Raw genomic sequence first — 24,825 nt, 5'->3', positions numbered from 1 at the left:
GGAAAGTTTGTTAAACGGGGAAATCCCGGGCCGTAGCCCGGGATTTCCCCGTTTCTTCCTGGTGCGCAAGGGGGGACTTGAACCCCCACGCCCGAAGGCACAGGAACCTAAATCCTGCGTGTCTGCCAATTTCACCACTCGCGCCCGGCTCCGCCTGGTGCGCCCTGCATGCTGTCAGCAGCAGGAAAACGTACGACGGCGGATGCCAGCCTCAATTGTACCGTCACCTGTGCGGTCCTTGCGGCAGGCTCCGTTTGCGTTGGGCAGCGCCGTCAGGCGTCCGTGAGCTTCAGATCCTTGCGCAGCTTGGCGACGTGCCCGGTGGCCCGGACGTTGTACTGGGCCACGGCGACTTTGCCGTCCGGATCCACCACCACAGTGGAACGGATGAGGCCCTCGTAGGTCCGGCCGTAGTTCTTCTTCTCGCCCCACGCGGCGTATGCCTCGGCAACTGCATGGTCTTCGTCTGACAGGAGGGGGAACGTGAGGCCCTCGGCGTCGGCGAAACTGGCCAGCTTGCCCACCGGGTCAGGCGAGATTCCCAACACCTCGTAGCCGGCAGCCTGAAGGGATGCCAGGCTGTCCCGGAAGTCGCAGGCCTGCTTGGTGCACCCGGGTGTTGCAGCGGCCGGGTAGAAATAGACGATGGTGTTCCGGCCGCGGTAATCGCTGAGGCTGACGTCCGCTCCCGTTGCGTTCTTCAGTGTGAAGCCGGGGGCAGTGTCGCCGGGCGTAAGTTTTTCAGCCAACGTTGTCTCCTTGTTTTGGTGCAGGACATTTCAGCTTAGTAAGGCTTCGTGTCGGGTACTAATCAGGCTTAGTTATACTTGGTGGTATGCCTGATATGGATCGCTGGCCCACAGGGCGCCTCTTGTCCACGGCGGCCCGCCTCGTTGAGCACTCATGGAACGAGAAGCTGGGCGCCATTGGCCTGACCCACGCGGGCGTTATTGCCATCGAGGTGCTCTACAACAGCGGTCCCATGACGCAGGCGCAGTTGGCCCAGCTTGTCCGGGTGCAGGCCCAGACCATGGGCAAGACGCTGAGCCGCCTCGAGTCGCACGGGCACATCGTGCGCCAGCGCAGCACGTCGGACCGGCGGAGCCACGTCGTATCGCTCACGGAACGCGGCACCGAAGCAGTAATGGCTGCTGCGGACATGGAACGGTCCGTCCTCGCCGCGGCGTCCATTGACCCGGATCTGCTCCGCCAGGAACTGCAGGCCGTGGTCCGGGAGCTGGCCAAGCGCTTCGCATCGCCGGAGACCAGCGCGATCGTTGCCGGCGCCGAGGCCGGGCTGATCGTCGAGGCAAATTCCTAGTCCGAGGCGAATTCCCGGCACCGGCGACTACCCGCCTGCAGGGGGAGCGGCAGTGGTTTTGCGTGCCACCAGGTGCGGGGTCCGCACAACATGCCCGGCCGGCTGCTTTCCTTCTATCCGCGCCACGGCGCGGTCCACTGCCGCCGCGGCAAGCAGTGGGGCGTCCTGGCTGATCGAGGACAGTTGCACATAGCTAAGCCGCGCGAACTGGCTGTCGTCGTAGCCCAGCACTGACACGTCTGCCGGAACCTGTTGCCCCTGTGCCCGGAGGCTCTCGATGACCCCCAGGGCCGCCCTGTCGTTAAAGGCGATCACGGCTGTCGGCATGACCGGGCCGAGGGTATTGCCGGCCGTCATTCCGTCTTCCTCCATCGCACCGCCGGCAATAATGGCCGGCTCCAGGCCGCGGCGTTCCATCTCCGCCCGGAAAGCTGACCGGCGCGGTTCGGCGGAGACCGCGGAACCGCCGTCGACATGGACGATCCGCCGGTGCCCCAGGGACACGAGGTGCTCCACCGCCATTCGGATGCCTTCGTAGTCATCGCTGCTGACGGAGTCGGTGAGTTCACCGACGTCGTTCCGGAGGAGGCTCACCACCGGCACCTGGGCGGCGTACCGCGCCAGTTCGTCGCTGCTGAGCGTGGGCGAGATCAGAATCAGTGCCTCGGACCCGAAATCCAGGAGAGCCTCGATGGTCCGGGCCTCGGGCCTGCCGCTGGTGACGCCGCCCAGTGCGAGTTCGTATCCCTTGGCGCCGGCCTCGGCGTAAGCGGCGTCCACAATCTCGGCGTGGAAAGCGTGCGCCGTGGAGAAGCTGAGGCCGAGGAGTTTGGTCCGTGTGCTGCGCAGCAGCCGGGCACGGCTGTCCGGCCGGTAGCCAAGCTGACGCGCGGCGTCGAGCACCTTCTGCCTCGTGGCCTCGGCCGCGCCCGGGGCACCGCGCATCACGATGGACACCAGGGCCCGTGATACGCCGGCCGCCTCGGCGACGTCCATCAGGGTGGGGCGCCGTTGCTGTTCAGTCATGTGCCTCCTTGCTGCCAGCAGTCTATAGAACGATCTAGACAGATTGCCAACGGCTGTGCCACCATCAGTGCACTAGAACGATCTAGAAACTCGAGAAGGGGACTGAAACATGACCTACGTCCAGCAACCGGCCGGTGACAACCGACCCGTCCGCCTCGGCCTGATTGGAGCCGGCTGGATTGGCGCCTTCCATGCCGAATCCGTCGCGCACCGCATTCCCAATGCGCGGCTGGATGCCATCGCTGACCCCGCCCTGCCGGCCACTGAAGCCCTGGCAGGCAGGCTTGGCGTTGGCAGAATCACCGCAGATCCGGCGGACGTGATTAACGATCCCGACATTGATGCCGTTCTGGTGGCGTCACCGGCAAGATTCCATTCGGGTCTTATCGCAGCTGCCGCACGGGCCGGCAAGGACGTGTTCTGCGAAAAGCCGGGCGGCCGCACGGTCGAGGAACTGGATGAGGCACTTGCCGCTGCTGACGCCGCCGGGGTCAATGTCCAGTTCGGGTTCAACCGGCGCTTCGCGGCGGACTTCGCCGCCGCGAGGAAACTGATCGACGACGGGGTGGTTGGCACCCCTCAGCTGCTGCGGTCCCTCACCCGTGACCCGGGCACCGCGGCTGGCATTGCCTCCCCGGAGCGGATAGCGCCCGGAACGATCTTCCTGGAAACGCTGATCCATGATTTCGATACCCTGAACTGGCTGAACCCGGGTGCGGTGCCGGTGAAGGTGCACGCAGTCGCTGACGCCCTGGTCGCCCCGGAAGCGAAAGCCGGCGGCCTGCTGGACACCGCGGTGGTCACGGTGACCTACAGCAACGGTGCCATTGCAGTGGCTGAGGCCAACTTCAACGCCCTGTATGGCTATGACGTGCGGGGCGAAGTCTTCGGATCGGCCGGCATGGTCTCCGCGGGCGGCCCGCAGGCATCCAGCGCCGTGAGCTACACCGCGGCGGGCACCGCCTCGGACACCGTGCGGCTGAACATTGACCTCTTCCACGATGCCTACACCGCCGAACTGGCCCGGTTCGTCGACGGCGTGGCGGCGCGCCGGGCCGGACGGGCAGGGGGCGGAACGGCGGCACCGGGCGGCGTCGATGCCCGCAACGCGCTTGCGGTGGCGCTGGCTGCGATCCGGTCGCACGAGGCCGGCGTCCCGGTGGATGTTTCCGCTGTGGCACATCTGCGCCCGGCCGAGCCCGGGCTGCAGTTCGCAGGACAGCACTCCATGGGACAGAACTCCAGAGGGCGGGGCGCATGAGCTTCCGGCTGGCAGCATGCGCCGAGATGCTCTACGGCGAGTTGCCCCTCATCGAGCGGGTGCAGCGCATTCATGAGCAGGGGTTCGAGGTGGAACTCTGGGACACGCGGGGCCGGGACGTTTCGGTGCTGGCTGCCACGGGTGCCCGTTTCTCCTCCATGAGCGGCTACTTCGGCGGCAGTCTCATCGACCCCGACGGTGCGGACCGCGTCGTGGAATCGGCGGAGAAGCTCATCCCGACGGCGCTGGAGCTGGGCGTCGAGCGCATGGTGGTGCATCCGGCGGAACTTGGCGACGGCGGGGTGGCCGTCCGCCCGCTCCATCGCTCCACCGGACAGATGTGGCTGACCGGCCTTCGCACCCTGGAGCGGCTGGGCAGCCTTGGTGAGCGGCACGGCGTCGTCTTTGCGCTTGAGAACCTCAACACTGCCCTGGATCACCCGGGCATACCGCTGGCGCGGGCCAAGGACACTCTGGCGCTGGTGTCCGCAGCTGACCACCCGCACGTAAGGATGATGCTGGATCTTTACCATGCCCAGATCGGCGAAGGAAACCTTATTGAACTTGTCCGCGGAGCCCTGCCGTGGATCGGGGAAATCCAGGTGGCTGACGTTCCGGGCCGGTTCGAACCCGGAACGGGGGAGGTTAACTACAGCGCCGTCGCCAAGGCGCTCGCCGGCGCCGGCTACTCGGGCGTTATCGGCCTGGAGGCGGCCGCGTCGGGCGGATCCGGACTTGCCGCGGGGGACAGGGCCCTGTCGGCGTTCCGGCATGCCTTCATAGGCGGGTAAACCAGCAACAAAACTAATATCGTCCTAATGTTAGGACAAACATTGACAAGAGTGATCCGAGTCACCATGATCGGATATATAAACATTCCAGCCGGTGCGGCGTGGCACGGCCGGAACCCGGATCAAAGGAGATTTTCGGTGAAGAAATTTTCATGGCAGAAGGTGGCACTGGTTGCCGCCGTCGTGCCGATGTTGGCTCTCAGCGCCTGTTCATCCAGCGGTGGGAGGCCGGCGGAAAACGCGAACGCCGGGGCCGGCGGGCAGGCGGCGTCGACGCCGCGCATCAAGGTCGCCCTCATCACGCATGCTGCTCCCGGCGACACCTTCTGGGACATTGTCCGCAAGGGCGCCGAGGAAGCCGCAGCCAAGGACAACGTGGAGCTGCTGTACACCTCGGACCCTGAAGGCGGCCGCCAGGCGCAGCTGATCCAGCAGGCCGTGGACCAGAAGGTGGACGGCATCGCCGTGACCCTGGCCAAGCCGGACGCCCTGAAGGACGCCCTGAAGAAGGCCACGGACGCAGGCATTCCCATCGTGAGCCTGAACGCCGGCGAATCGGTGTCGGCACAGCTGGGCGCGTTCACGCACTTCGGGTCGAACGAGAAACTCGCCGGTGAAGCGGTGGGCGACAAGCTCAACTCCCTGGGCCTGAAGCATGGCATCTGCGTCATCCAGGAACAGGGCCACGTAGGCCTCGAAGCCCGCTGTGCAGGCGTGAAGTCGAAGGTTCCGGCAACGGAAATCCTGTACGTGCAGGGCACGGACATGACCCAGGTGTCCTCCACCGTGACCGCCAAGCTACAGGCCACGCCTGACGCGGACGTCGTCATCGGCCTGGGCGCACCCTATACCCTGACCATCCTCAAGGCAGTCACCGCCGCCGGCAGCAAGGCCAAGGTGGCCTCCTTCGACATGAACGCCGAACTCGCCCAGAAGATTGCCGACGGCGCCGTTGAATTCACCGTTGACCAGCAGCCCTGGCTCCAGGGCTACAGCTCGGTGGACGCGCTCTGGCAGTACAAGCGCGGCGGCTTCAGGATCGGCGGCGGCCAGCCCGTCCTGACCGGCCCCACCATCGTGGACAAGGCCGGAGCAGCCAACGCCCTCACCTTCGCCCAGCAGGGCATTCGCTAACCAGCTTGGACATCCGCCGGTGCCCGCCTCTCCGGCAGGCGCCGGCGGAACAAAGGAGAACCATCATGACCACCCAGACCCTGACCAGGCCTCCCGCCGTCGATGAGCGAGTCGGCCGGAAGAATCCTTTACAGAAACTCCTTGGACGGCCCGAAGTCGGTGCCCTCGTGGGTGCTGTTGTCCTGTTCGTCTTCTTCGCGTCCGTGTCGCAGACGTTTATCCAGCCGAATGCGTTCGCGACGGTGTTGTACGGGTCCTCGACGATCGGCATCATGGCGGTGGGGGTGTCGCTGCTGATGATCGGCGGCGAGTTTGACCTTTCGACGGGTGTTGCGGTGATCAGTTCGGCGCTGACGGCGTCGCTGTTCAGCTGGTATTTCAGCACGAATGTCTGGGTCGGCGTCGGCCTGGCCCTGGTGGTCTCGCTGGGTATCGGCTTTATCAACGGGTGGATTCTGGTCAAGACGAAGCTGCCGAGCTTCATCGTGACCCTGGCGACGTTTTTGATGCTGACGGGCCTGAATCTGGGCCTGACCCGGCTGATCGGCGGGTCGGTGTCCTCGCCGTCGATCTCCACGATGGACGGGTTCTCCTCGGCCCAGGCGATTTTCGCCTCCTCGGTCACGCTGGGCGGCGTGGAGGTCAAGATTACGGTGTTCATCTGGATTGCTTTGGTGGCGGTGGCCTCGTGGGTGCTGCTGCGGACCCGGGTGGGCAACTGGATTTTCGCGTCCGGCGGGGACGCGAACGCGGCCCGGGCGGTGGGTGTTCCGGTGACGAAGACCAAGATCGGGTTGTTCATGGCGGTGGGGTTCTGCGGCTGGGTGCTGGGGATGCATAACCTGTTCGCGTTCGACGCCGTGCAGTCCGGTGAGGGTGTGGGCAACGAGTTCCTCTACATCATCGCGGCGGTGATCGGCGGGTGCCTGCTGACCGGCGGGTACGGCTCCGCGGTGGGTGGTGCGATCGGTGCGTTTATTTTCGGGATGGCGAACAAGGGCATCGTGTATGCGCAGTGGAACCCGGACTGGTTCAAGTTCTTCCTGGGCCTGATGCTGCTGCTGGCCACCATCGTGAACCTGATCGTCAAGCGCCGCGCGGAACTGAAGTAGAAGGGGACCGTGAAGAGAATGAATGCACACCAGATTGACCAGCAGATGCTGCTGAAGGACGAAAAAGACCCGCTGACCCACACCCCGGTGCACCTGCTCTCGCTGGAGAACGTGGGCAAGCACTACGGGAACATCATCGCGCTGACCGAGGTGACGATGGCGGTGGACAACGGCCGGGTGACCTGCGTGCTGGGCGACAACGGTGCGGGCAAGTCCACGCTGATCAAGATCATCGCCGGCCTGCACCAGCATGACGAGGGCACGTTCAGGATCATGGGCGAGGAACGCAAGCTCGGTTCCCCGCGTGAGGCCCTGGACGCCGGGATCGCCGCCGTGTACCAGGACCTGGCGGTAGTGGCGCTGATGCCGATCTGGCGGAACTTCTTCCTCGGCTCAGAGCTGACCGTCGGGTCCGGGCCGTTCCGCCGGATGGACGTGCAGCGGATGAAGGACATCACGAAAAAGGAACTGGCGGACATGGGCATCGACCTGCGCGATGTGGAACAGCCCATCGGGCAGCTTTCCGGCGGTGAACGCCAGTGCGTGGCGATCGCCCGGGCCGTGTATTTCGGGGCTAAGGTGCTGATCCTGGACGAACCCACCGCAGCTCTTGGCGTCAAGCAGTCCGGCGTGGTCCTCCGGTACATCCTGCAGGCGAGGGACCGCGGGCTCGGGGTCATCTTCATTACCCACAACCCGCACCACGCGTTCCCGGTGGGGGACCGGTTCCTGCTGCTCAAGCGTGGCCGCTCGATCGGCTACTACGAGAAAAAGGACATCACCCTCGAAGAACTCACCGCCCAGATGGCCGGCGGCGCGGAACTGGCCGAGCTCGCCCACGAACTCGAACAGCTCGGCGGCCACACCGCCGCCCTCAAGGAAGTCCAGGCCGAAGTCGCCGGCGTGGCTGACTCCGTGGCCGACGCCGGCCGGGCGTCGGAGTAGGGGAGCCGTGAGAAGGAGCAGCATGAAGGAAGTAACCCTTGGACTCGTGGGCGTGGGCCGGATCGGCGCCATGCACGCCCGGAACATCACCGGACTGAATGAGCTTTTGGTGCCGCGGGGCACCTCGGTCCGCCTGCAGCTGACCGACGTTGCCGCAGAGCATGCCCGCTCACTGGCCGGCGGAATCGGTGCCGGGTTCCTTCCCTCCGTTGAAGCCCTGCTTGCCTCCGGCATCGACGGGCTGGTCATCGCCACGGGGACCGCCACGCACCCTGACCTGATCAGGGCAGGCGTGGACGCCGGAATCCCGGTGTTCTGCGAAAAGCCGGTCGCGGTCAACGTCGAGGAGTCATTGCCCGTGCTCGACCATATCCGGGCCGCGGGCGGCACCGTCCAGATCGGCCACCAGCGCCGGTTCGATCCGGGCTACCTGGAAGCCAAGCGCGCTTTCGACGCCGGGGAGCTGGGATGGCTCCACACGGTCAGGGCGGTTACCTGCGACATGACACCGCCGCCGGTGGAGTTCCTCGCGACGTCCGGCGGGCTTTTCCGCGACTGCTCCGTTCACGACTTCGACATCCTCCGGTGGCTCACCGGCAAGGAGATCGTGGAGGTATTCGCCAAGGGGTCCAACAATGGTGACCCCGCCATCGGCGCAGTCGGCGACGTCGACACCGCGCTGGCAGTGGTGACGTTCGACGACGGCAGCGTCGGAACGGTCTCGGCCACCCGCTACAACGGGGCAGGACACGACGTCCGGCTGGAACTCCAGGGATCCGCCGGATCCGTCATGGTGGGGATGGATGAGCAGATGGCGATGACCTCCGCCGAACCGGGGGTGGGCTTCCCCGCGGGACCGCCGCACAGGACGTTCGCCGAGCGGTTCCACACGGCGTACCGGGCCGAGATGGCGGCCTTTGTGGAACTGGTGCTGGGGCAGCGGGAGAACCCGTGCACACCGGAGGACGCAGTCGCAGCGTCCATGGTGGCCGACGCCGCCCAGGCATCGCTGCTGTCCGGTGAACCGGAGCGCGTCGCGCTCCAGACGGCGGGCTGACGCGGACAGAGCCCGGCCCGGCGCCTGCGGGGACCCGCCCCATGCCCGCGTGCCAAAGGAAAACACAAGGGCCCCCCCGTAGCCTCCCTGCATCCAATAAGCGGGGAGGCGGCTGTCCCCATCGTCAGGGAGGAAACACGATGAAAACTTTGCTGCGCGGGGGCGGGCTGCTGGTGCGTTTTGGGGGTGCTGCCGAAGCACGTCTTGTCCAGGTGCTGCGCCTGGCGGCGATGCCGTCGCTGCGTTTCTTGCTGGGCGTCGTGTTCATGTGGTTCGGGGCGCTGAAAGTGGCAGGAGTATCGCCGGTGGCGGGCATGGTTGCCGGCACACTTCCCTGGGCTGACCCGCACGTGGTGGTGACTGTTCTCGGTGGAGTTGAGGTGCTGCTGGGCGTATTGGTCGTCACCGGGATTGCGCTCCGCCTGGCGCTTCCGGTCCTGGCGGCGCACCTCTGCGGAACCTTCCTGACCTTCGTGATGCTGCCCGGGCTGATGTTTACCCAAGGCGACCCCCTGCTCCTGACCGCGGACGGCGAGTTTGTCATGAAGAACCTCGTCCTCATCGGCGCGACCTTGGCCCTAATCGCCCATTGTCCTGCCAGGTCAAGGAACCGGGGCCCGGCGCAGCCGCTGACAGCACCTGCGCAGGCGTCGGTGCAGGAATAGGGGTGGCCGTCTGAATAGGCGGGGTGCGGGGTCCTAGCCCACGATTTCGCGCACCAGCTTCGCCGTCTGCCGGAGGGAGATGTTGGGCATATACGCCTCTGTGACGGCGCGTCCGATCCGCGGCAGCCAGAGCGGGTCCTGGTACATCATGTACAGCGTCCGGTGCCGGGGCCGGAACCGTGCCTTAAACGCTGCCAGCGACCGGAACCCGTAGACGGGCTCGAGACCGCTGCCCAGCAGGTTCAGGAACCTGCCCAGGGCGTCCCCCTCTGCGGCAACTGCCGCGGCCGCTCCGGCCGCGGGACTTGGGCTGGCCTGGCCGGAGTTGACGAGGGGCGAGCCGGAGAGCGAAATTACGTCCAGGGTCTCCTTGAAGTGAAGGACGGCCGAGGCGATCAGAAACTCCATGACGCCCGGAAAGGACTCACGGCTCCGCCGCATGAAGTCAAGGGTCCGGCTGACGACGCGTCCGCGCCCGAACACGGGGAGCCAGCTGGTCACGCCGTGCACTGTGCCCTCCGTGTCCACGGCCAGGCACAGGAGAACGTCGTCGTCCTTCAGTTCTTCCAGGCTGCCCAGGGTGAACCCCATTTCCGGCAGGGCCTTGTCCGCCACCCAGGCTTCCGAAATCTCGTGGACCTGCGCCCGCAGGCTGCCGGCCAGTTCGCTGTACGTTGACCAGAGCACAGCGATTCCCAGCTTCCGCGCCTTGTTGATCGCGGTGCGGACGTTTTGCCACTCCTTACCCTTGAATTCGATTTCACGGATGGGCAGCAGTGTCTCCTCGGCAACGGCGACCCGCCGGTAGCCCAGCTTCGCCAGGTGCTCCCACTGGTCATCGGCGATGGAATACCAACACGGTGCCAGGGAATGGGCCGCGCAAAAGCGGGTGAACTCTTCGGTGGCCGCATACGCGTCCCCGGGTTTCCCGAAGGGGCCGCCCACGGTGACGGCAACATTGAAGTGGACCTGGTACGCGATCCCCGCCGTCCCGGCGTCGTTGAACCAATAGCGGTTATTGGGCCACAGGGCCATCCACGACAACGATCCGCCGCCCACCCGGACGAGTTCCTTGGCCAGCGACTGGTCGGTCTCCCGGCGTGCATCCCTGAGCCTGCGGCTGAGGAAGAGTCCGAGGACGCTGATCATGGCCACCAGCCAGAAGGCGGCGCCGCCAAAGCTGAAGAGCAGGGTGGAGAAGAAACCGTGCGGATAGACCGACACGGAATAGCGGAAGGAAAACGGGTACGGCAGGAACATCCGGGGAAGCGTGGTGACCAGCGCCAGCAGCCCGGCGCGGCGGTGATAGTTGTCCTCGGCAAACCAGGCGATCACGTATCCCAGGACAAACACCGCGAACAGGGACGGGAGCAGGATCAGCGTGCGGTGCCGCAGCACGGGATCAGGGTCGACGATGAAGTGCCGCCGGCTGACGAACAGCAGCGCTGCGATGACGAACGGGACCAGCACCACCGGCAGCACTTCGACGATCGCTGAGTCCACGGAGAGGATCCGGCCGCCGGTACGCATGTAGGTGCCAAAAAGCGAGAAGAGCTGCAGATGCAGGGCGGAGAGAACGGCGATCACCAGGTGCACGCCGATAGTCAGCCACAGTGCCAACCGGTTTCCCCGGCGGAGGCCTTCCGCGCACACAAGAAGCATCAGGAACGGTACCAGCGACAAGGCGACGCCGCCCGGCCCGTTGAGCCCGGGACTGTGGATCACCTCCGCGCAGCTGAGGTCGATTGCCGCCGGGCAATTGGCCTGGAGCTGGCCGATGGTGGGAATCGGATTAACGATGAGGTCCCGGAGCACCGCCAGCGGACCCGAGGGGGCCTGTGCCAGGGCCGCCATTGCCGGGCCGGCCGCGAAGACAGCCACGGTCATGGACAGCAGGGCCCTGGTTTCCCTGCTGGACGACCGGGTGAAATGGGCTGAGAGCCGGGAGGCCCGCGCCGTGTGGCGGTGCATGAACTGGCCCAGTGCCAGCCCGCAGAGCAGGCCCAGGAACCCGTCGAGTGACTGCGGGTGCCCGACGTACAGGAGAAGCATCAGCGTCACGGCGATGGCCACGGAACGCAGGCGCCGTCGCCACAGCGCACTGACAAGCGGACTGGCGGCCATCGCCGCAGCGAGCGCGCCCGCATAGGGACCCAGGACGCCCGCGTGCTTCATGCTGGCCAGCCAGTCGCTGCCGAGTGCGGAGCCCGCCTGGACCACGGCGAAGTACAGCACCAGGGCCCCAAGATGGCCGCCGAGGAAGGCTGCCGCCGCCCGCCAGGTGCCCATCGTGGATTCGGCGAACCCGATGGCGGCGAGGATGACGATGCTCGCCAGCACGTAGGATGCCAGGTTCCCGGTGAAGAAAATGGAGAGGAACAGGGCCCGGAAGTCGCCCTGGCCGGCAGCGAACAGGCTCGGCGCCACCGCCGGCCGGATTCCGGCCGGGGGACCGGCAGTCACTGCATGCGTCGCGACAGCGGCCGTCCACATTGTGATGGTGAGGCACGAAGCGAGTGGAATCCTGACGAGCAGGCGCCCGAAGGCCAGTAGCCTCGGGGCCCGGCCGGGCAGGGTATCGCTCACGGGACCAGCCCCATCGGCTTTGCCAGGAAATTCAATGCCTGCTGCATCGAATCCAGGACCACTTTCCATGAGTGTCCCGCATCCGGAATGATGGCAGTCCTGACGTGCATCCCGGCTTTCACGGCGGCTGCCGACAGAACGACGGCGTTGTCCCGGAATTCGCTGTCATCGCCGCCTGCCGCGAAGAAACCGTAGCTGTCCGGGTAGTGCCGCTGGGAAAGCAGGGTCAGGGGAACCTCTGCCGTGAACGCAGCGAGGTTTCCCGCAAATGCCAGGTCTGCAGTCTCCTGCCGGGAGACGGCGAGGGCAGGCTCGCGCTCGCCGGCGAAACTCATGAAGTTCGGGTAAACCCCGGGATGGCGGGTGGCCATCTGAACGGCGCAGGTGCCGCCGAAGGAGAAGCCGCCCACCGCCCAGTGACGCGGGTCGGAGTCGACGTCGAGGTTGTGCTTGATCCAGTCGGGCACGTCCACGCTCATATAGGTGTCGGTTTTGGCGAGGGTGGTGTCCATGCACATGGTGTTGCCGTCCTCGGTGCCGTTCGGATCCGGGATGACCACCACCGGTGCCAGCCCACGGTGCGCCTCGGCGAACTGATTCATCATCTGGACCAGATTCCCGCTGAGAGCCCACACTCCCGGCCAGCCTGGCTGGCTGCCGACAAGAACCAGGACCGGAAGCTTTGGCCGGTTTTTGACCAGATAGGCGGGCGGCAGATAGATGTGCGCGTGGCGGCCGTGAAAGCCCGACACGGTCCCGGGGATTTCGGCATGGCGCATGACGCCGGATGCGGCCAGGTTCAGCGGCTTGTGCCAGCGCCCGTAGACCGGTGAGGTTTCGAAGGATGCGGCGTCGCCGTGCTTTTCCAGCGCTGATTCCAGGGGCAGCAGCGTGGACGAGGACTTCCCGAGCAGGGTCCCTACGGTCGGCATGAAACCAAAGTAGGCGTTGATCTGCAATCCGCACAGGCTCAGGACGATGAGGGCGGCGACCGGTGCAGCCAGGGTGCGCAGAAGACCGCTCCGGACCATATTCCCGACGGCGGCCGCGGTGGCGAAGACGCCAAGCCCGGTCCAGGCGACAACCTCCGGGGGAAGGTCCTCCGGCCAAACATAGAACGCATGGACCAGCAGCCATGCCAGGCCAAAGCAGGCTGCCACTGAAGCGCCCAGGGTTACCGCCGCGAAAATCCACCAGCGCCGGCGCCTGCGGAGGAGCAGGAATCCAAGCGAGATGGCGCTGAGCACCCACAGGGTGCTGGGGAACCAGCCCTCCAGGAGACTGATGGAATACAGCCACGTCGACAACAGAATCCTCCAGTTTGCTGTGCAAGCGGGTACACCATAGCCCCCTATCCTGAAGCTTTGCTGGGGGTCCAAGCCGGTGCCCAGAAAGCATTCAGGGAGCTGTAAGGCTGCGGCCTTACCCTGCCCTTGGGGGCGGACAAGGAGCCGGGATGCAGCTGTTGGACCTCAATATTCTTCAAAGACCCCTGTTGCACACCTTTGATGCGGCAAGCATTCTTGCCGTGCTGTACCTCCTGGCCAGGCCGGGGCTTTCGCGGCTCCGCACTGCGGGCCTGGCGGTTGCCGGCGGGGCCGCAGCCGGGGTTATCACTCTCCTCATCTGCGAGGCATGGCTCAACATCTTCGGTTTGCCCCTGGACACGGACACCCGCGCCTGGGTCGTGGCCGCCTTTGCTGGCGTTGCCCTGGCACTGGCCAACCTTTGGCGCACACGCTGGTGGCGCAGGATTGCCGCCGTGGCGTCCGCTGCGCTCTTTGTTTCGACGGCGACACTGGGCATCAATGCCGCTTACGGTCTGAACACCACACTCGGCGCCCTCCTGGACCTCAACACCACCACCCACCTCGCGCTGCCGAAGCTGGACCCAAAGCCGGTATCCCGGCAGCCGCTGTGGATGACCTGGAAGGCGCCCACCGGGATGCCGGCGTCGGGCCGGAGCGGCGCCGTGACCATTCCCGCCACTGCCTCGGGTTTCCATGCGCGGGACGCCCACCTGTACCTGCCGCCTGCCGCGCTGGTCCCCAACCCGCCGGAACTGCCCGTCCTCGTCATGATGATGGGCCAGCCCGGCGGACCGGAACAGGACAAATCGTCGGTCAGGGAACTCGATGCGCTGGCCCGGCAGCACCATGGCCTGGCCCCGATCACGCTGACCATTGACCAGCTCGGCAACCCCTTCAGCAATCCAGTCTGCGTCGACTCCGGCATGGGCAAGGTCTACACCTACGTCACCCAAGACGTGGTGGGCTACATCCGCAAGAACCTGAACGTGGATCCGCGCCGGACGGAGTGGGCGGTGGGCGGCTACTCAAACGGCGGCGAATGCGCGCTGTCCTTTGGCGCCAAGCGTCCTGATCTGTTCGGCACTATTCTCGACATATCCGGCGAGCTGAAGCCGCTCAACGGCACCGAGGCGCACACGGTGAGCGTCATCTTCAAGGGCAACCGTGCGGCCTTCGCCGCGGAGGAGCCCGCCAACATCATGAAGGCCCGGAGGTATCCGGATGAACTCGCCATCTTTACGAGCGGATCCCTGGACCGTGTGTACGGACCCCAGGCGGCGGTGGCCGAGCAGGACGCCAAGGCAGCCGGGATGAGGACCCGGAGCTTTGTGGGCAACGGTGTGGGGCACCGCGGGGATGCCCTTGACTTCGGTGTGAGAACGGGACTGCCGCTCCTTTTTCCGCGGTTCGGGCTCGCTGCCGGCCCCGTCGCGTCAGGCTGACGCCGACGGTAAGCCCGCTGTGTCAGTACTGGATGGCTTCGCTCCTGCCTGTGCGCAGGGACAGCGTCGCCGCTTCAGCGATGGCCTGTGCCTTCAGGCCGTCCTCGAGTGACGGCGTGACAGCTGAACCGCCGTCGGCCGCTGTTCCGTTCTCCAGCTCGGCCACAAAGTGGCCCAGCGCGGCGGCATAGGTAGGCTGCACCCGCTCGAACCAGCCGGGGTGCATGCCGTCGGCCACCACCTTCCCTGAGTAGTAGCGCGACACCGCACCGGTACGGTGCCGGCCGGCCTCGGCCATGCCCTCGGATCCCATGATTTCGATCCGCTCGTCATACCCGTAACCGGTGCGGCGGGCGCAGTCGATCTGGACCAGCGCGCCGCCGGGAAGCCGGAGTGACACCACGGAGGTATCCACATCGCCGTATTCGGCCAGCCGAGGCTCGGCGAGGGCCGATCCCGTGGCGAAGACCTCAACGGGGTCAGTTCCTGTCAGCCAGCGGACCAGATCGAAGAAGTGCACGGTCTGGTCGCGCATCTGGCCGCCGGAGGTGGCGATGTAGGGCAGCGGCGGCATGGCCGGGCCGCGGCTGGTGAGCTGGATGAGCTCCACGGCTCCAATTTCCCCGGCATCCACTATCCGTTTGAGCTCGGCGTAGTCACGGTCAAAGCGCCGGTTGAAGTCCACCATGACCGGCACCGCGTGCCTGGCGGCGAAGGCTGCAGTCTCCCGGGCCTGTCCGAGGTCGAGGTCGATGGGTTTTTCGCACAGTACTGCCAGGCCTGCCTCGGCGGCACGGCGCAGGTGCGCGGCGTGGGTATCGGTGGAGGAGGCGATGAACACCGCGTCGATGGCAGCGGAGTCGAACACCTCTGCCAGGTCCGTGGCAGCGCTGGCGCCATGCTGGAGAGCCAGGGCCTTCGCGCGGTCCTGGTCAACATCGAAGACCAGCTCAAAATCAACATCCGGATGGGCTGCGAGGTTGGCGGCGTGGACGGAGCCGATGAAGCCTGCGCCGAGGAGTGCGAAGCGCTGCATGGTCAGACTCCTACCTTCTCCGCGGCACCCACCGGGGTCACCCAGGCTGCATCCCGGGCGTGTGATGCGGCGACCGCCTCGACGAACCTGACGCCCACCAGGCCGTCGTGGCCCGTGGGGAACGACAGTTCCCGGGTCTCCGGCAGGGTGCCGTCCCGGCGGGCGCGAAGCTCGGCGGCCAGGTCGCGGTAGAAGTTGGCAAAAGCTTCGAGGAATCCCTCCGGATGGCCCAGCCCTACCCTGGTGAGCCGGGAGGCGTCCTCAGACAGTGTGCTGAGCCCTTCCGTCAGCACCGTGGTGGTTCCATCGAGGTCCTGGACCGTCAGGTGATGCGGGTCCTCATGCTGCCATTCGAGGTTTCCCTGCGTGCCGAAGACCCGGATTCGCAGGCCGTGGTTGTGCCCGGCGGCGGCCATGCTGGCCCATAGCCGGCCCGGGACTTCACCGGTGAGCTGCAGTTCCACGGTCGCGTGGTCGAAGACCCGCCTGCCCGGAACCACGGTCCGCAGCCGGCCGGACACCCTCTCCGCCTCAAGCCCGGTGATGTAGCGAAGAAGATGGAAGCCATGCGTGCCGAGGTCCCCGATCACGCTGGGGAAACCCGCGATGTCCGGGTCGGTCCGCCAGGTGGCCTGCTTGTGGCCGCCTTGCTCCAGGGGAGTAGCTGCCCAGCCCGAGGCGTGTTCCACGTCCGCGAACGTAATGGTTCCCAGCCGTCCGTCCCGGACCATGCGGGCCGCGTGGCGAACCATGGCGTAGGCGGAGTAGCAGTGCGGAACCGCCAGCACCGCGCCGTTATGGGCCGCGATCCGCACCAGCTCCGCAGCGGTCACTGAATCCCGGGTCAGAGGCTTTTCACACACCACGGAGATGCCGGCCTCCAGAAAAGCGCTGGCGATCTCGAAGTGGCTGTCGTTTGGCGTGGCAACAACCACCACGTCGACGCCGTCCTCCCGGCCCGATTCCTGTTCCGCCATCTCGCGGTAGTCCGCGTAGTGCCGGTCCGCCGGGATGCCGAGCTGGTACGCCAGGGCAGCCGAGCGGCCCTGGTCGCGGCCGAAGACGCCGGCGCGGAGGTCGAACTCGCCGTCCAGGCGCATCGCGCGGCGGTGCGTCTTGCCGATGTCCGCGCCTGCGCCGCCTCCAACCATTCCTGCCACCAGCCGGCGTGCGTGCGGTTCACTCATGAGGATCCTCTTTTGATTTTTTGGAATTTTCTTGGACCGGTCCATAATGATGGGAAGGAGCTTGGTTCGTCAACCCCTTAGGCTGGTACCGGACCGGCAGGACCGAGCTGCCATGACCCGAAGAGGAGCACCGTGAACCCATCGTTCCCCAGCGGCGGCCTGCCCGTGGCCAAGCCAACGATCCGGGATGTGGCAGAGCGGGCAGGGGTGTCCAAGTCGCTTGTCTCACTGGTTCTGCAGGGTTCCGGGAACGTCAGTGAAGCACGACGGCGGGCCGTGCTTGAGGCGATGGAAGAGCTGGGTTACCGGCCCAATAAGCTTGCCCGCGGGCTCTCGATGCCGCGCACGGGGACCGTTGGTGTCCTGCTCAACGATCTCCGGAACCCCTGGTTCATCGAGCTCCTGGAAGGTCTCTCCGCCACCCTGCATGCCGCTGGCGTTTCGCCCGTCCTGGCCGACTCCTACACGGACCGCAGGATCGGCCGCCCGTCGGTGGAAGCGCTCCTGGAGCAGCGGATCGACGGCCTGGTGGTGGTGGGAACCACCACGGAGTCCGCCGCGATCAGGGTCGCCTCCGCCGCGGTTCCCGTGGTGCTGGCGGGCACCCTTGACCCGCAGCTGCCGGGCGTGGATGTTGTGGTCAACGACGACGCCGCGGGTGCCAGGAAGGCCACCGAGCATCTCATTGCGCTCGGACACAGGCGCATCGCCCATCTCCAGGGCCCAGACGAGATCGGGCGCCTGCGGCGGGCGGGTTACGAGGAGGCGATGCGGGTGGCCGGCCTGGAACCGCACACAGTGGCGGGCGGCATGAGTGAGGAAAGCGGCTACAGCGCGGCCCGGACGCTGCTGGCCGCCACCACCCCGCCAACGGCGATTTTCGCCTTCAACGACATTGCCTGCATTGGCGTGCTGTCCGCCGCGGCGGACGCGGGCGTGACGGTTCCGGGCGGCATTTCCCTGGTGGGCTACGACAACACGTATCTGGCCCGCATCCGCCACCTGTCACTGACGTCCGTGGACAACGGCAATCTTGCCGTGGGGGTCCAGGCCGGCAAGTTCATCCTGGAGCGGCTGGGCAATCCTGACCTGCCGGGCCGGAAGCATCTGGTCAGCAGCGAGTTGCAGGTCAGGGGTTCCTCCGGCAATGTGCCGGGCGGCGGGGGAGCCTGAGGCTAAGAAGCCCCGGGGACGACGAAGCCCCGCCTCAGGTTTGTGGCCTGAAGGCGGGGCTTCGGTTGGTGCACCCCCCGGGACTTGAACCCGGAACCCATTGATTAAGAGTCAATTGCTCTGCCAATTGAGCTAGAGGTGCATCTGTTGTTTTGTTCATCCGTGGGCTGTTGTTTCCCGCGTTGACCTCCGCAACGACATGAAACTCTACACGAAGTTTGCGCCAGTGTGAAATCGGGGTGGGCGGAACGTGCCACCTAGCGTGGAAGCCGCAAAATCAGCGCGAAATCAGGGTTTTCGTTGTTGCTGAGGGCCCACAAGTCCCCGTTTGGAGCCAACGAAACGTTCCTGATCCGGCCGAACTCCCGTGTGAAGTACCCCACAGGAGTGCCGGCATTCTCGCCGTCAAGCGGGACTGCCCAGATCCGCTGGCCCCTCAGTGCGCCGAGGTAGGCCGTGCTGCCAACAATTTCGAGTCCGCTTGGCGAGGAGTCTGCAGTGGATGGCCAGACAACCTTGGCGTCGATGAAGCCGTCGCGGTGGGGTGCTCCTGTGACTTCCGGCCACCCATAGTTTCCGCCGGGCCGGATCAGGTTGAGTTCGTCATTGACGTCGGGACCGAATTCGCTGGCCCAGAGCCGGCCCTGGCCGTCCCACGCGAGGCCCTGGACGTTCCGGTGGCCGAGGCTGTAGACGGGGTTGTTCGGGAAGGGATTGCCGGGCGCGGGGGCCCCGTCCTTGGTGAGCCGCAGTATTTTGCCGCCCAGGGCGTTCCGGTCCTGCGGCTGCTCCCGGCGCTGCGAGTCTCCCGTGCCGACGTAAAGGAACCCGTCCGGGCCGAAGCGGAGCCTGCCGCCGTTGTGGGTGGATGCCTTGGACATGCCAGAGAAAATCACCTCCGGCCCACCCAGCCGGAGGTTCACTTCGCCGGCCGCCCCGGTACGTTCCAGGCGCATGCGGGCAATCCGGTTGTCGTCGGCCGCGGTGAAGTAGGCGTAGAGATAGTGGTCAGAGGCAAAGTCGGGCGACAACGCCAGGCCCAGCAGCCCGCCCTCACCGCCAGGAACGACGCCGGGAACGGCCCCGATGGTGCCAACCTTGCCGTCCGTCACCGATTTGAGCAGGGCGGAATCGCGTTCCGAGATGACCGCCGTGCCGTCCGGCAGGAACACCGTCGACCACGGAATCTGCAGTCCCTCGATCCTGCTCCGCACTTCCGGTGCCCGCGCAGAGGTGGGAGCCGCACCGGTGCCCGGGGTGCCCGTCCCCTGGGTGCCGGTGCCCGGGGCGGATGTCGCAGTTGCCCCGCTGGCCGTGGGGCCCGTGCTGCCCGCGGGAGGCGGACCGCCGTCGCCCGTGCAGCCGGAAAGAGTCAACGTGAGGGACAGTGACAGCGCCAGGGCGGAAAACGAGAGGACGGGCCCTGCCGGGGGCATGGCGGCGGCCGCCGTTGCGGGCTGTTCGGGGTGAATGCGTGCCATGCGCTTACTCCGTCCGCAGTCTGGCGCCGCCGCGTGGCGTCAGCGCCGGGACCGGCGCGGCGCCCGGAACCCCGCAGCCTCGGCGTGCGCCTGGGAAAGGAACCAGACTTCCGCCCGCGCGTCCTCGTAGCCGGCGCTGTCCTCGTCGTAATAGGTCATGGCGCTGACATCGCCCTTGACGGCGTATCCCTCCGGGGCACTGCCGTCTGCTGCCGGCGCTGCCGAACCCTCGCCGTACGGGTGCTCCGCCGCGGGTTCCGCGCCTTCGCCGGAGGTCTGTTTGTGGGGGATAGGCTGTTCGCCGAAACCCCGTTCCGCGCCGAAGCCCTGTTCCAGGTGATGGGCCTGGGGTTCGCGGTAATGGGGCGTGGCCTCGTGGCTGGCTCCGGCTTCGGTGGCAGCGGAGGACTGGATCCGCTGCTGGGTTTCAGCCTCAGCGTCCAGGGATTCGGCCGCGGCAGATTCCGCGCCCGGCAGGGTGGGGGCGTGCGGGTCCGTGTACTCGGCGTGATGCGCCGGAGTCGCGGCCTGAACCGGAGCCTGCTGGGTGGAACTCCCTGACTCGGCACTGCCAGTTTCTGTGCTGCCTGTTTCTGCGCTGCCGGCATCCGACCACTCGGCTTCCCATTCGGCTTTGTCGCCGTCGTCGTCCCAGTCGTCAACGTCGCCTCCCGCGGACCGCGCCGAGGAAGGACGGGCAGTGGCGGCCTCCCAGGATTCGATGTCCGGCTCCACGTCCTCAGGCTCCGGGCGCATGGACGCGGGGGCAGGCTGGCCCGCCAGCGGCGCGGCTTCCGCGGCTGCCGGACCTGCGTCCGGCTGAGCCAGGCGGCCTGTTTCCGGCACGGTCCGGGTAGCGTTCGACGGCGGTCCCGCCGCCGCTGCGGCGGCAGAGGCGGCCAGCGGCGTCTCTTCCGCTCTGGCTGAAGCTGCGGATGCAGTTCCGGCACCGGAAACCACTTGCTCGTTCCGGGCCGCGCCTGCTGCCGTTCCCCGCGAGCTCCGGCTCAGCCACCACCAGACGATAGCGATGACCAATACGATGACAATGACCCAGATAATCCACTCCATAGCAAAGCCTTCCATCCGTCACACGAGGTTGCCGTTGCTTGACGGTACGTCGGTGTCAATAGGGCTGTCTAGGCTTGTCGAGGCCAGCGGGGGAGGGCGCGCGAAGGGGCTGCGTTCCAGAATGTGAGACGCAAGTCCACTATTTGATCGGATTTTTCCGGAAATTGGGCAAAAGCAGCCGCTTCCGGTCGTCGGCGGTCCGCGGGGGTCATAGACTTTGACCCATGAGTGAGGACACCCTGAGCGAAACGGCCAGCAAGCCTGACATCAAGCCCCGGAGCCGGGTTGTCACGGACGGCATTCACGCGGCTCCGGCACGTGGCATGTTCCGGGCCGTCGGCATGGGCGATGACGACTTCGCCAAGCCCCAGATCGGCGTCGCGAGCTCCTGGAACGAAATCACTCCCTGCAACCTGTCCCTGAACCGGCTGGCCCAGGGCGCCAAGGAAGGTGTTCACGCCGGCGGCGGATTCCCGATGCAGTTCGGCACCATCTCCGTTTCCGACGGCATCTCCATGGGGCACGAGGGCATGCACTTCTCCCTGGTCTCCCGCGAAGTCATCGCCGACTCCGTCGAGACCGTGATGCAGGCGGAGCGCATTGACGGCTCCGTGCTCCTGGCCGGCTGCGACAAGTCCCTCCCGGGCATGCTGATGGCAGCGGCCCGCCTGGACCTGGCCAGCGTCTTCCTGTACGCCGGCTCAATCATGCCCGGCTGGGTCAAGCTGGAGGACGGCTCCGAAAAGGAAGTCACCCTGATTGACGCCTTCGAAGCCGTCGGTGCGTGCGCCGCCGGCAAGATGAGCATGGAGGACCTCACCCGCATCGAGAAGGCCATCTGTCCCGGCGAAGGCGCCTGCGGCGGCATGTACACCGCGAACACCATGGCCTGCATCGGTGAGGCCCTGGGCATGTCCCTGCCCGGCTCCGCGGCTCCGCCCTCGGCAGACCGCCGTCGTGATGAATTCGCCCGCAAGTCCGGCGAGGCAGTGGTGAACCTGCTCCGCCACGGCATCACGGCCCGCGACATCATGACCAAAAAGGCGTTCGAGAACGCCATCGCCGTCACCATGGCCTTCGGCGGATCCACCAACGCAGTCCTGCACCTGCTGGCCATCGCCCGCGAAGCTGAAGTCGAGCTGACGCTGGATGACTTCAACCGCATCGGCGACAAGATCCCGCACCTGGGCGACCTGAAGCCGTTCGGCCGCTACGTCATGACCGACGTCGACAAGATCGGCGGCGTGCCGGTGATCATGAAGGCTCTGCTCGACGCCGGCCTGCTCCATGGCGACTGCCTCACCGTCACGGGCAAGACGGTCGCGGAAAACCTGGCGGCCATCAACCCGCCGGACGTCGACGGCAAGATCCTCCGCGCCCTGGACAACCCGATCCACAAGACCGGCGGCATCACCATCCTGCACGGCTCCCTCGCCCCCGAAGGTGCCGTGGTGAAGAGCGCCGGCTTCGACGCCGACGTCTTCGAAGGCAGCGCCCGCGTGTTCGAGCGCGAACAGGGCGCCCTGGACGCGCTGGACAACGGCAAGATCCAGAAGGGCGACGTCGTGGTGATCCGCTACGAAGGACCCAAGGGCGGTCCGGGCATGCGCGAGATGCTTGCCATTACCGGTGCCATCAAGGGTGCGGGCCTGGGCAAGGATGTCCTGCTGCTCACCGATGGCCGCTTCTCCGGCGGAACCACCGGCCTGTGCATCGGCCACGTCGCCCCGGAAGCGGCCGACGGCGGTCCCATCGCCTTCGTCAAGGACGGCGACCGGATCCGCGTGGACATTGCAGCACGCACCTTCGACCTGCTCGTTGATGACGCAGAACTCGAGGCCCGCAGGGAAGGCTGGGCGCCGCTCCCGGCCAGGTACACCAAGGGCGTGCTTGCCAAGTACGCCAAGCTGGTTCACAGCGCCAGCACGGGCGCATACTGCGGGTAGCAGCCTGCACCGGCGGCTGAACCCAACTGACTAGCATTAGATGTCGTAATGAACCCTGAAAACGACATCAAATGTGAGTCAGTTGGGTGACGCGGCCAACCGTTGGACAATGATGTCCACATGGTGAGATGACGGGTCGCTTCGTTGACACGTATCTCACCAGAGGGAAAACTGAACGCATGATCGCATTCGTTACCGTCGGCGCCGTCGTCGTACTTACCAAGCGCGTGGCTCCATAGCCCGACTGGTAACGAACTGTCACGCGCAACCCCTCGAAAAGCCGCCAGGCTGAGGGGTTTTTTTATTTTCCGGGCGGGATGGAACGTTCAGTTTTCAAAAGCACCACACCACTTCAAGATCCACTAAGGAAGAGTTCGATGAGCAAAGGATCGCCCATCAGCCCCTCGCTGATGGCTTCAAAGTCCGCTGGAGCCGCCAAGGCTTCGGAACGCGTCGACAAGCCGGCCGAGGCCGGCGTCGACACTGCTGCAGCCGCCTCTCCTGTCCTTGGGCCGAACAACGTCGTACCCCCGACGGTGATGACCGGCTCACAAGCAATTGTCCGCTCGCTCGAAGAACTCGGCGTCGACGATATTTTCGGTTTGCCCGGTGGCGCGATCCTGCCCACCTACGACCCCTTGATGGCCTCCAAAATGAACCACGTTCTGGTCCGTCACGAACAGGGAGCCGGCCACGCCGCGCAAGGCTATGCCATGGTCACCGGGCGGGTGGGCGTCTGCATCGCCACCTCGGGCCCGGGCGCCACCAACCTCGTCACCGCCATCATGGATGCGCACATGGATTCCGTTCCGCTCGTGGCCATCACCGGCCAGGTCTCCAGCGGCGTGATCGGCACCGATGCCTTTCAGGAAGCCGACATCGTGGGCATCACCATGCCCATCACCAAGCACTCGTTCCTGGTGACGGACCCCAACGACATCCCGCACGTCATGGCCGAGGCCTTCCACCTCGCCTCCACCGGCCGCCCCGGCCCTGTCCTCGTGGACATCGCCAAGGACGCGCAGGTGGGACAGATGACGTTCTCCTGGCCGCCGAAGATCGACCTGCCGGGCTACCGTCCGGTGGTCCGCGGCCACAACAAGCAGGTCCGCGAGGCGGCGAAGCTGATCGCTGCCGCCAGCAAGCCTGTGCTGTACGTGGGCGGCGGCGTAGTCAAGGCCCACGCCTCGGCGGAACTGCGCGAGCTGGCCGAGCTGACCGGCGCCCCCGTGGTGACCACCCTCATGGCCCGCGGCGTCTTCCCGGATTCACACCCGCAGCACGTTGGCATGCCCGGCATGCACGGCACGGTGTCGGCCGTGACCGCCCTGCAGCAGGCGGACCTGCTGGTCACCCTCGGCGCGCGCTTCGACGACCGCGTCACCGGTGTCCTGAAGACCTTCGCCCCCAACGCCAAGGTCATCCACGCGGACATCGACCCGGCTGAGATTTCCAAGAACCGCACGGCTGATGTGCCCATCGTCGGCTCCGTCAAGGAGATCATTCCGGAGCTGACCGAAGCCGTCCGGACGCAGTTCGAAACGTCCGGCACTCCGGACCTGGCCAACTGGTGGGCGTTCCTTAACAACCTGAAGGACACCTACCCGCTGGGCTGGACCGAACCCGAAGACGGCCTCACCGCCCCGCAGCGCGTCATCGAGCGCATTGGTGCCCTGACCGGTCCGGAAGGCATCTACGTTGCCGGTGTGGGCCAGCACCAGATGTGGGCAGCCCAGTTCATCAAGTACGAGCGCCCGCACGCCTGGCTGAACTCCGGCGGCGCCGGCACCATGGGCTACGCCGTTCCGGCCGCCATGGGCGCCAAGGTGGGGGAACCGGACCGCGTGGTCTGGGCCATCGACGGCGACGGCTGCTTCCAGATGACCAACCAGGAACTGGCCACCTGCGCCATCAACAAGATCCCCATCAAGGTTGCTGTCATCAACAACTCCTCGCTGGGCATGGTGCGCCAGTGGCAGACCCTCTTCTACGAGGGCCGCTATTCCAACACGGACCTGAACACCGGCCATGAGACCATCCGCATCCCGGACTTCGTCAAGCTCGGCGAGGCCTACGGCTGCGCATCCTTCCGGTGCGAGCGGGACGAGGACATCGACGCAACAATCCAGAAGGCACTGGAAATCAATGACCGCCCCGTGGTCATCGACTTCGTGGTCAGCCCCGACTCCATGGTGTGGCCGATGGTGCCCGCCGGGGTCAGCAACGACCAGATCCAGGTTGCCCGCAACATGACCCCGGAATGGGAAGAGGAGGACTGATC

At 66.2% G+C, this 24,825-nt stretch carries 20 protein-coding genes and 2 tRNA genes; 12 read left to right on the top strand and 10 right to left on the bottom strand.

Annotated elements, in window-relative coordinates; genetic code table 11:
• Positions 1 to 59: 59 nt before the first annotated feature.
• Together ACFQ50_RS11090 and bcp are read right to left on the bottom strand one after the other, a co-directional pair.
• Positions 60 to 144, bottom strand: a tRNA-Leu gene (locus ACFQ50_RS11090).
• 128 nt (positions 145 to 272) lie between these two features.
• On the bottom strand, positions 273 to 749 hold the full coding sequence (gene bcp / locus ACFQ50_RS11085) for a thioredoxin-dependent thiol peroxidase (RefSeq protein WP_377995574.1): 477 nt from the start codon (positions 747 to 749) through the stop codon (positions 273 to 275).
• Between the two features lie 95 nt (positions 750 to 844).
• Between bcp and ACFQ50_RS11080 the strand changes: the two genes are divergently transcribed.
• Positions 845 to 1,321: a MarR family winged helix-turn-helix transcriptional regulator gene (locus tag ACFQ50_RS11080; RefSeq protein WP_377995576.1), complete on the top strand. Its 477-nt coding sequence runs from the start codon at positions 845 to 847 to the stop codon at positions 1,319 to 1,321.
• Between the two features lie 27 nt (positions 1,322 to 1,348).
• Here the strand turns inward: ACFQ50_RS11080 and ACFQ50_RS11075 are convergent, their stop codons facing one another.
• Positions 1,349 to 2,347 carry a LacI family DNA-binding transcriptional regulator gene (locus tag ACFQ50_RS11075; RefSeq protein WP_377995573.1) on the bottom strand — a complete coding sequence of 333 codons (999 nt, stop codon included), beginning with the start codon at positions 2,345 to 2,347 and terminating at the stop codon, positions 1,349 to 1,351.
• 109 nt (positions 2,348 to 2,456) lie between these two features.
• Between ACFQ50_RS11075 and ACFQ50_RS11070 the strand changes: the two genes are divergently transcribed.
• The 7 genes from ACFQ50_RS11070 (at position 2,457) to ACFQ50_RS11040 (ending at position 9,312) form a co-directional block, all read left to right on the top strand.
• Complete coding sequence (locus ACFQ50_RS11070; RefSeq protein ID WP_377995572.1) at positions 2,457 to 3,608, top strand: Gfo/Idh/MocA family oxidoreductase; 1,152 nt, start codon at positions 2,457 to 2,459, stop codon at positions 3,606 to 3,608.
• On the top strand, positions 3,605 to 4,399 hold the full coding sequence (locus ACFQ50_RS11065) for a TIM barrel protein (RefSeq protein WP_377995571.1): 795 nt from the start codon (positions 3,605 to 3,607) through the stop codon (positions 4,397 to 4,399). The genes ACFQ50_RS11070 and ACFQ50_RS11065 overlap by 4 nt, the downstream gene beginning before the upstream one ends.
• Positions 4,400 to 4,537: 138 nt before the next feature.
• Positions 4,538 to 5,533, top strand: a complete 996-nt coding sequence (locus tag ACFQ50_RS11060; RefSeq protein ID WP_377995570.1) for a substrate-binding domain-containing protein — start codon at positions 4,538 to 4,540, stop codon at positions 5,531 to 5,533.
• 65 nt (positions 5,534 to 5,598) lie between these two features.
• On the top strand, positions 5,599 to 6,645 hold the full coding sequence (locus tag ACFQ50_RS11055; RefSeq protein WP_377995569.1) for an ABC transporter permease: 1,047 nt from the start codon (positions 5,599 to 5,601) through the stop codon (positions 6,643 to 6,645).
• 18 nt (positions 6,646 to 6,663) lie between these two features.
• Positions 6,664 to 7,590 (top strand): ATP-binding cassette domain-containing protein, encoded by a 927-nt coding sequence (locus ACFQ50_RS11050; protein ID WP_377995568.1) that lies wholly within the window; start codon positions 6,664 to 6,666, stop codon positions 7,588 to 7,590.
• Between the two features lie 22 nt (positions 7,591 to 7,612).
• Positions 7,613 to 8,647, top strand: coding sequence for a Gfo/Idh/MocA family oxidoreductase (locus tag ACFQ50_RS11045; protein WP_377995567.1), 1,035 nt, complete (start codon positions 7,613 to 7,615; stop codon positions 8,645 to 8,647).
• Positions 8,648 to 8,787: 140 nt separating this feature from the next.
• Positions 8,788 to 9,312, top strand: coding sequence for a DoxX family membrane protein (locus ACFQ50_RS11040; RefSeq protein ID WP_377995566.1), 525 nt, complete (start codon positions 8,788 to 8,790; stop codon positions 9,310 to 9,312).
• Between the two features lie 33 nt (positions 9,313 to 9,345).
• On the opposite strand, the gene ACFQ50_RS11035 is transcribed toward ACFQ50_RS11040, so the two are convergent.
• On the bottom strand, positions 9,346 to 11,898 hold the full coding sequence (locus ACFQ50_RS11035) for a bifunctional lysylphosphatidylglycerol flippase/synthetase MprF (protein WP_377995565.1): 2,553 nt from the start codon (positions 11,896 to 11,898) through the stop codon (positions 9,346 to 9,348).
• Positions 11,895 to 13,205 (bottom strand): alpha/beta hydrolase-fold protein, encoded by a 1,311-nt coding sequence (locus tag ACFQ50_RS11030; protein ID WP_377995564.1) that lies wholly within the window; start codon positions 13,203 to 13,205, stop codon positions 11,895 to 11,897. The genes ACFQ50_RS11035 and ACFQ50_RS11030 overlap by 4 nt, the downstream gene beginning before the upstream one ends.
• Positions 13,206 to 13,354: 149 nt before the next feature.
• On the opposite strand from ACFQ50_RS11030, the gene ACFQ50_RS11025 reads away from it, so the two are divergent.
• Positions 13,355 to 14,650, top strand: coding sequence for an alpha/beta hydrolase (locus tag ACFQ50_RS11025; RefSeq protein WP_377995563.1), 1,296 nt, complete (start codon positions 13,355 to 13,357; stop codon positions 14,648 to 14,650).
• Positions 14,651 to 14,672: 22 nt separating this feature from the next.
• On the opposite strand, the gene ACFQ50_RS11020 is transcribed toward ACFQ50_RS11025, so the two are convergent.
• Both ACFQ50_RS11020 and ACFQ50_RS11015 read right to left on the bottom strand, forming a co-directional pair.
• Complete coding sequence (locus ACFQ50_RS11020) at positions 14,673 to 15,686, bottom strand: Gfo/Idh/MocA family oxidoreductase (protein WP_377995562.1); 1,014 nt, start codon at positions 15,684 to 15,686, stop codon at positions 14,673 to 14,675.
• 2 nt (positions 15,687 to 15,688) lie between these two features.
• Entirely contained in the window at positions 15,689 to 16,873 is a 1,185-nt protein-coding gene (locus ACFQ50_RS11015) for a Gfo/Idh/MocA family protein (protein WP_377995561.1), read from the bottom strand.
• A 132-nt stretch (positions 16,874 to 17,005) separates the two neighbouring features.
• Between ACFQ50_RS11015 and ACFQ50_RS11010 the strand changes: the two genes are divergently transcribed.
• Entirely contained in the window at positions 17,006 to 18,046 is a 1,041-nt protein-coding gene (locus ACFQ50_RS11010) for a LacI family DNA-binding transcriptional regulator (RefSeq protein WP_377995560.1), read from the top strand.
• A 66-nt stretch (positions 18,047 to 18,112) separates the two neighbouring features.
• Here the strand turns inward: ACFQ50_RS11010 and ACFQ50_RS11005 are convergent.
• The 3 genes from ACFQ50_RS11005 to ACFQ50_RS10995 form a co-directional block, all read right to left on the bottom strand.
• A tRNA-Lys gene (locus tag ACFQ50_RS11005) sits at positions 18,113 to 18,188 on the bottom strand.
• A gap of 115 nt (positions 18,189 to 18,303) precedes the next feature.
• On the bottom strand, positions 18,304 to 19,482 hold the full coding sequence (locus ACFQ50_RS11000) for a PQQ-dependent sugar dehydrogenase (RefSeq protein WP_377995575.1): 1,179 nt from the start codon (positions 19,480 to 19,482) through the stop codon (positions 18,304 to 18,306).
• 84 nt (positions 19,483 to 19,566) lie between these two features.
• Entirely contained in the window at positions 19,567 to 20,598 is a 1,032-nt protein-coding gene (locus tag ACFQ50_RS10995) for a hypothetical protein (protein WP_377995559.1), read from the bottom strand.
• Positions 20,599 to 20,822: 224 nt separating this feature from the next.
• Between ACFQ50_RS10995 and ilvD the strand changes: the two genes are divergently transcribed.
• Both ilvD and ACFQ50_RS10985 read left to right on the top strand, forming a co-directional pair.
• Positions 20,823 to 22,544: a dihydroxy-acid dehydratase gene (gene ilvD, locus ACFQ50_RS10990; RefSeq protein ID WP_377995558.1), complete on the top strand. Its 1,722-nt coding sequence runs from the start codon at positions 20,823 to 20,825 to the stop codon at positions 22,542 to 22,544.
• 377 nt (positions 22,545 to 22,921) lie between these two features.
• Entirely contained in the window at positions 22,922 to 24,823 is a 1,902-nt protein-coding gene (locus ACFQ50_RS10985; protein WP_377995557.1) for an acetolactate synthase large subunit, read from the top strand.
• Positions 24,824 to 24,825 lie beyond the last annotated feature (2 nt).

Origin of the sequence: Arthrobacter sp. NPDC056493, from assembly GCF_042795115.1 — a bacterium.
Lineage (GTDB): Bacteria > Actinomycetota > Actinomycetes > Actinomycetales > Micrococcaceae > Arthrobacter.
Note: the sequence above shows the minus strand (reverse complement) of the source record. Positions and strands in the feature narration are given on the sequence as shown.